We start from the raw sequence: 5,492 nt of genomic DNA on the forward strand, positions 1-5,492 counted from the left end.
CGTTTGGACACCCTGTTCGTGCAGCGTTGCGACGAATATTATGCCGAGTAATTCGTCACCTCGATCACGACAGTCCGCTGCCGGCCAACTGCGTCACAACATAAAACCCAACTTGGGATAATGGGCCATGCATGCTGCCTCCTGAATCTGACCGCCCACGTACAGCTCCGCATAGCCGGCGAACGCGTCTGCCTGAAGCACGCCCTCGAAGTTGGCAAGATGCCGCTGTGGGTATTCGCCGCGACGATCCGGTGTATAGGCAAACCAGACCGCAGGAGCCTCGGCGGAACCACTGGGCCGGTCATCGCGCACATACACCCAGAGCCGGCCGGTCTTCGTCCTGCCATTGCCCGGCGCGAGTACCGGCAGCGGCGTGTCGTCACCGTGAACCTTGGCGCCGCCAAGCGCGTGGCGGCGCACTGCGTCGACCAGCGGGCTGAGCAGCCATGTCACGCTGCCCAGCCAGTGGCCCATGGTGCCCGGTTCGATCTCGACGCCGTCGCGCGCGTACATGACAGACTGCCGGTAGAACGGGATGTGGTACGCGAACTTCGATGTCGCGATATGTGCGAGCAGCGGCCGCCTTGGAAGGCCACGATCGATTGGCCGGCTCGGTGCTGCGGCCTGCACGATGCAGTCGCAACACGAACAGGCGAATCTGGGACGGCGATGATGGATGACGCGGAAGTGTGCGCGCACGTATTCGAGCTGCTCGGACACGTCTTCGCCCTGAGGTTTGAGCGGGCCGCCGCATCCTGGGCAGTGCTCATCGAGGGGCAGATGTAGGCATTCTTCCCGCTCAAGGTGACCGGGCAATGATTTGCGGCGGGGACTCTCGCGACGTTGCTGCGCCTTCCTGGCGTCAGCCTGAGCGGCCGCACCTTCGTCGGTCTGCAGATCCTCAAGTCGCAACTCAAGCTGCTCGATCTGACGCTCCAGCTTCTCGGACCTACGGCCGAATTGCATGCGGCGCAGCTTTGCGATCGTCAGCTTCAGATGTTCAATCTCGAGCGCGCGAGAGCTGAGCTGGTCCTGCAGTTCTGCGACCCGCTGGGCGTTTGCCTGGGCCGACGCAGCATTCGTGCGGACCAGCGCCTTCAGCGCATCAATGTCGTCGGGCAGGCCGGCATCGATCAGGTCCATTGCTGCAGTTTACGACCATCTGCTGCGCGTGGATCATCGGGTAACAGACGTTTACAAAGCGCTGCGCGGGAGAGCCGCATCGACCGGCTCGCGCCAATCAAACCCTTCGAGAAGAAGGGCAAGTTGCGCCGTTGTCAGCGCAACAACACCGGAGTCGGCACGGGCCATGCGAAACGTCCCTTCTCACGACGCTTCGTAAGCAAGCATAGGCCACCATCGCTCCAGTACAACGCCTTCAGGAGATCACCGCCTGCCCCTGAAGATAAAAACGTGGCCCCCGAACGGGTCACGTTCCAGAACAGTCTGCACCTTCGCAGCAAGGCCGTTGAAGCCAGCGCGCATGTCGGTGACGCCGGCGGCGATCCAGATCCGTGTGTTTGCGGGCAGGCCAATCATCGGAGGACCCGCTCAAGGACCAGGCGCAAGATCGTCGCGTCGGGCACGCCTTCGATCCGAAGTGACGTATTGCCATGCTGAAGCTGAATACTGCCGTTTGCAGCCACGGCAGGTGCAGGCGTGTGTGGCGCATCCGGCTCCTGAGGTATCGCCCGTTCGGACTGTGCATCGACAACGACAGGCAACATCGTCTGTGCCTGGGAGTCGTCCACCAGCAAACCCTGAGCGTACAGTTTGCGCCGCTGCGTGTCAGCCAGTTCAAGAAGACAGCGAAAGCCTACGTCTCTTACACCGATATCCGGATCGGGCCTGCCGAAGTGATCGACGACGACATTCATGCCGGCGTCCAGAAGCGGCTCGACGATGTCCTGCAGCCGCGCAACTTCCACATGCACTTTGACATGCCATCTGAGATCGCGGACATGGGCGAGCGTTTGCGCGCTCACCCATCTGTCGAGCGGCTGATCGGCATGTCCGATCAGGTTCAGCCGAATCCCTGCAATGCCCGCATTCGCCATCTCCGTCAGTGTGTCGATCCGACAATCACGCTCGATCACCGCGACACCGCGTAGCCGCTGCGGCGCGCGGCGCGCGGCGCGCGGCGCGCGGCGCATCGAGCATATAGCTGCAATCGGTGCCGAGAAAGCTGGGCTGCACAAGCACGCCGTGTGATACGCCGTGCGTGCCCAGTTGGGCAAGGTATGCGTCGAGCGTGGCGTCGTAGTCGGGCACGTAGCGCCCGATCCGTCTCCCTGACCGCCAGCTCCAGTTCACCATCATGCTTTACGCGCACGCGAATGGGCGAACGGCCCAGCTGAGTCGCTTACCTCGCTAAAAACGTCCTGTTCGAAGAAGCGCGCGCGGCGCGTGACGCGTAGCTTAACTGGCCCTCGAAGATCGGGCCGATGGTTACCGCGGACCTGGGCATTGACGCGGCTGACAAAGTCACCGAAGTGCTCGCGAACTACGTCCACAAACAGATCTCAGCTCTCGGCGAACCGGCTCCGCAGTTCACGGAATCGCATTGAACTCCAACCACCCCAGGAGAACCATGGAACCACGCACCCAGCAGAGCGGCGCCGCCGCGCCGGCCGATGTAACGACCGACCTTGGGCTACACGCGCCACTGACAGCCGAAGCGCGCGCGATCTGGGATCGCAGTCGCGAAATGTACGACGGCGCTTTCGCGCGGCAGCCGAGCAGGCTAGCATCGAAGGGCTCTCATTGCAGCGGCAACAGACACCTGGCGAGGCACCGACCAAGGCTCCATCAGAGCTCCAACCGGAGCGCAAACAGACGTGCTATTGCTGCGGGCACCCGAACCCCGCAGCAGCGTTTGAGTGTGAGAAATGCTTTGCTTTGTGAGGCCCTAGTCGTCATACCGCTTGCGCAAAATGTCCGAGACGGTCTGCCGGCAGTTCGGCTTGTCAGGGGCTGACGGATGCTGCCCGACTCCGTGCGGCCGAGACCTGGGCACACACTTTGGGAGCCCGGGTCGCGCGAAGAACCAGATACCCCACTGAGCTAGACTTGACCTATCGCTTGTACCGCCGAGACATGACATGTTCGATAGACAGACGCACCGAGGCTTCAGCATCACGGTGACAGCGCACGACGACGTACGCGGCGGCTCCAATGTCACGCTGCTTGTCGAGCGCATCTTTTCCCACCGGGACGACGTGCGCACCGGCGCGCCGCTCGCGAAACCGGAGCATTACCATTCGGTGCACCCCGCAACTGCGGCCGTCGGCGAAGCCATGCGACGAGTCAGGCGGCTAATTGACGAGGCACTCGGTGAACCCGATCCGCTGGAAGGCGAGTAATTTTCAATTCGCAACTCTCCAGCCCGGTCTGCAGCGCGCCTTGCCCGGATTTTAAATCTGACCAAGCCAACGACTGGCTCGCCCTTTCGGCAAGCCGGACAAAATCGATCGCTGCGAAGCGTGAAACCACGGCGGACACCCCTAGGGAAACGCTGATCAATGAGCCCGCCGCCGGTGATCCAGCGCATACGGCTCGCGATTTTTAAAACAGGAAGGCCGTCGCAGGAATTTCTGGGCACCTACGCGACCGACTTCCTGCATTTTTCACACGCCAGACGGACTGCTCCCATGACATGGGCGCAACCGGTTACGCGCCATCGCCAGGTTCGCCAGCGCGAACAGGCTGAACAGTTGTGCAGTGTTCTTGAGCAACCCCTTGTAGCCCACCTTGCGATGCCGGAACAGGTTCTTGACAACATGGAACGGATGCTCGACGCGCGCACGAATTTGCGCCTTGGTCCGCTCGACCGCGACCACCAGCTCCTTCGGCGCCCCATCGGGCATCGCCTTGATCTTGCTGCGCCTGAGCGCCACGTGCCACTTCACCGTCTTGCCCTTCATCTCCTCGCGCTTGCCCACGCCCGTGTAGCCTGCATCGCCAAACGCTTCGCGCTCGTAACCGTGCAACAGCGCATGGGCCTGCGAGACATCCGATTCGTTGGCCGCCGTGGTGACCAGGCTGTGCACCAGCCCCGAGTCGGCGTCGACACCGAGATGCGCCTTCATGCCGAAATGCCCGTCGTTACCCTTTTTCGCCTGGTGCATTTCCGGGTCACGGCTGTTCCCGGCGTGTTCGTGGACGGCGGGGCCTCGAAGATCGTCGCATCCACCGGCGTGCCTTCCTTCATCATCAGCCCGCGCTCGCACAATTCGATGCCGATCTCGTCGAACAGCTTTCGCGTCAGCTCGTGATCGACCAGCAAACGCCGGAACTTCGGCAGCGTGGTGGCATCCGGCACATTCTCGCGCGCCAGGTCGATACCGGCGAACGCACGCATCGCAATGCTGTCGTACAGCGCGTCTTCAAGCCCTTCGTCCGACAGGCCGTACCACTGTTGCAGAAAATAGATTCGCGGCATCCGCTCCAACCCGACCGGCGGGCGGCCCCGCTCGCCTTTTGGGTAGTAAGGACCAGTCGCCAACAACAGGCGCTGCCACGGCACCACCTTTTCCATTTCCGCCAGGAAGCGCTGCCGTTTCGTCACGCGCTTCTTACTCAAGCTTTCTGCTTCTGCAAAACCGATCTGCCGTTTCATGACCGTCGCGCCGTTCCGTAAGCTTCTTACTACAACGTCCTCGGCCTCCTCAGCGATGACTGCCGAGCCGAATTGATCAGCGTTTCCCTGGGGCAACGATTTCCGTCCCGCTCCGTCTTCGTCGACGGAATTCGCCATGTTGAACGAAACGAGAGCCCCAAAGTGAGCGGCTCGACAATAAGGGAGATTTCCCCGCTTAATCCACTCGCGTTTGAAACGCGAGTTGGCCAAGACGCCTCAAGGCGGTGGCCGGCCCGTCGAACTGCCATGTTCAACGAAAAGCATTTACCGGCACTGGGGCAGGCTGAGAAGGTTGTCCGCAGTGGTCACGTCGTGCCCCGTCCTGAGGAATTTTTGGCCTTGCGGGGTTTGCCAGACGAGCACATCAGCAGTCTGGCCACCTCCGACAACATAGAAGCTCCACCTGCCCGTCTCAATCCCGTTAATAGCGTCTTTCTCGCTGATCTTCCACCGGCTCCCGTCGGGGTTCTTTCCGCCGATATGCGAAATGGCCTCGTGCCTACTTTGCTTTTTTGTCTTCCTGATGCAGAGAACCTGAATACGCTGCGCCATAAAACCCCCGCTCTTTATGATGGAGTTTGATATTGCACGATCCATCATATTAAGAAATTGCAGGTTTACCCGCGATTTATGCGATATGTATTGGCGCAGATCAAACGGATCTGGATTTACTAAAACACAAGTCATTTCAATTCCTTCCGAGAAATCAGATTTGAAAGCCGACTTAGAGCCGCTAACACAAGTCATCAAGTGCGACGCGTGTCGCCGTCCGCCGGACGTAAATCGGCAATGTAGTGGATGGCAAAGCTCTTCTCTGCCTTGTCACATTCAACAACCTGAATATGGGAATTTG

The 5,492-nt window shown here is 60.6% G+C and carries 4 protein-coding genes and 2 pseudogenes; 1 reads left to right on the forward strand and 5 read right to left on the reverse strand.

Translation table 11 applies throughout. The features are described from left to right. Positions 1 to 120: 120 nt before the first annotated feature. From tnpC to ACLFKU_RS42325, 3 genes and pseudogenes are all read right to left on the reverse strand, one after another. Positions 121 to 1,143: pseudogene (tnpC, locus tag ACLFKU_RS42315) on the reverse strand (IS66 family transposase); the annotation flags it as partial. Between the two features lie 134 nt (positions 1,144 to 1,277). Next, positions 1,278 to 1,539: pseudogene (tnpB, locus tag ACLFKU_RS42320) on the reverse strand (IS66 family insertion sequence element accessory protein TnpB). After that, positions 1,536 to 2,153 carry an amidohydrolase family protein gene (locus ACLFKU_RS42325; protein ID WP_410853203.1) on the reverse strand — a complete coding sequence of 206 codons (618 nt, stop codon included), beginning with the start codon at positions 2,151 to 2,153 and terminating at the stop codon, positions 1,536 to 1,538. Before ACLFKU_RS42325 ends, tnpB begins: the two are co-directional and overlap by 4 nt. A 948-nt stretch (positions 2,154 to 3,101) precedes the next feature. Between ACLFKU_RS42325 and ACLFKU_RS42330 the strand changes: the two genes are divergently transcribed. Then, on the forward strand, positions 3,102 to 3,362 hold the full coding sequence (locus ACLFKU_RS42330) for a hypothetical protein (protein WP_368587926.1): 261 nt from the start codon (positions 3,102 to 3,104) through the stop codon (positions 3,360 to 3,362). A 264-nt stretch (positions 3,363 to 3,626) separates the two neighbouring features. Here the strand turns inward: ACLFKU_RS42330 and ACLFKU_RS42335 are convergent. Next, a protein-coding gene (locus ACLFKU_RS42335) for an IS5 family transposase (protein WP_410853204.1) occupies positions 3,627 to 4,618 on the reverse strand; the annotation gives its coding sequence in 2 pieces (ribosomal slippage) (positions 3,627 to 4,156 and positions 4,156 to 4,618; 993 coding nt in all). 285 nt (positions 4,619 to 4,903) lie between these two features. After that, positions 4,904 to 5,386: a DUF3892 domain-containing protein gene (locus ACLFKU_RS42340; RefSeq protein WP_410853205.1), complete on the reverse strand. Its 483-nt coding sequence runs from the start codon at positions 5,384 to 5,386 to the stop codon at positions 4,904 to 4,906. Positions 5,387 to 5,492: the final 106 nt, after the last annotated feature.

Source organism: Paraburkholderia sp. EG304, assembly GCF_046543485.1.
In the GTDB taxonomy this organism is placed as follows: domain Bacteria; phylum Pseudomonadota; class Gammaproteobacteria; order Burkholderiales; family Burkholderiaceae; genus Paraburkholderia; species Paraburkholderia youngii.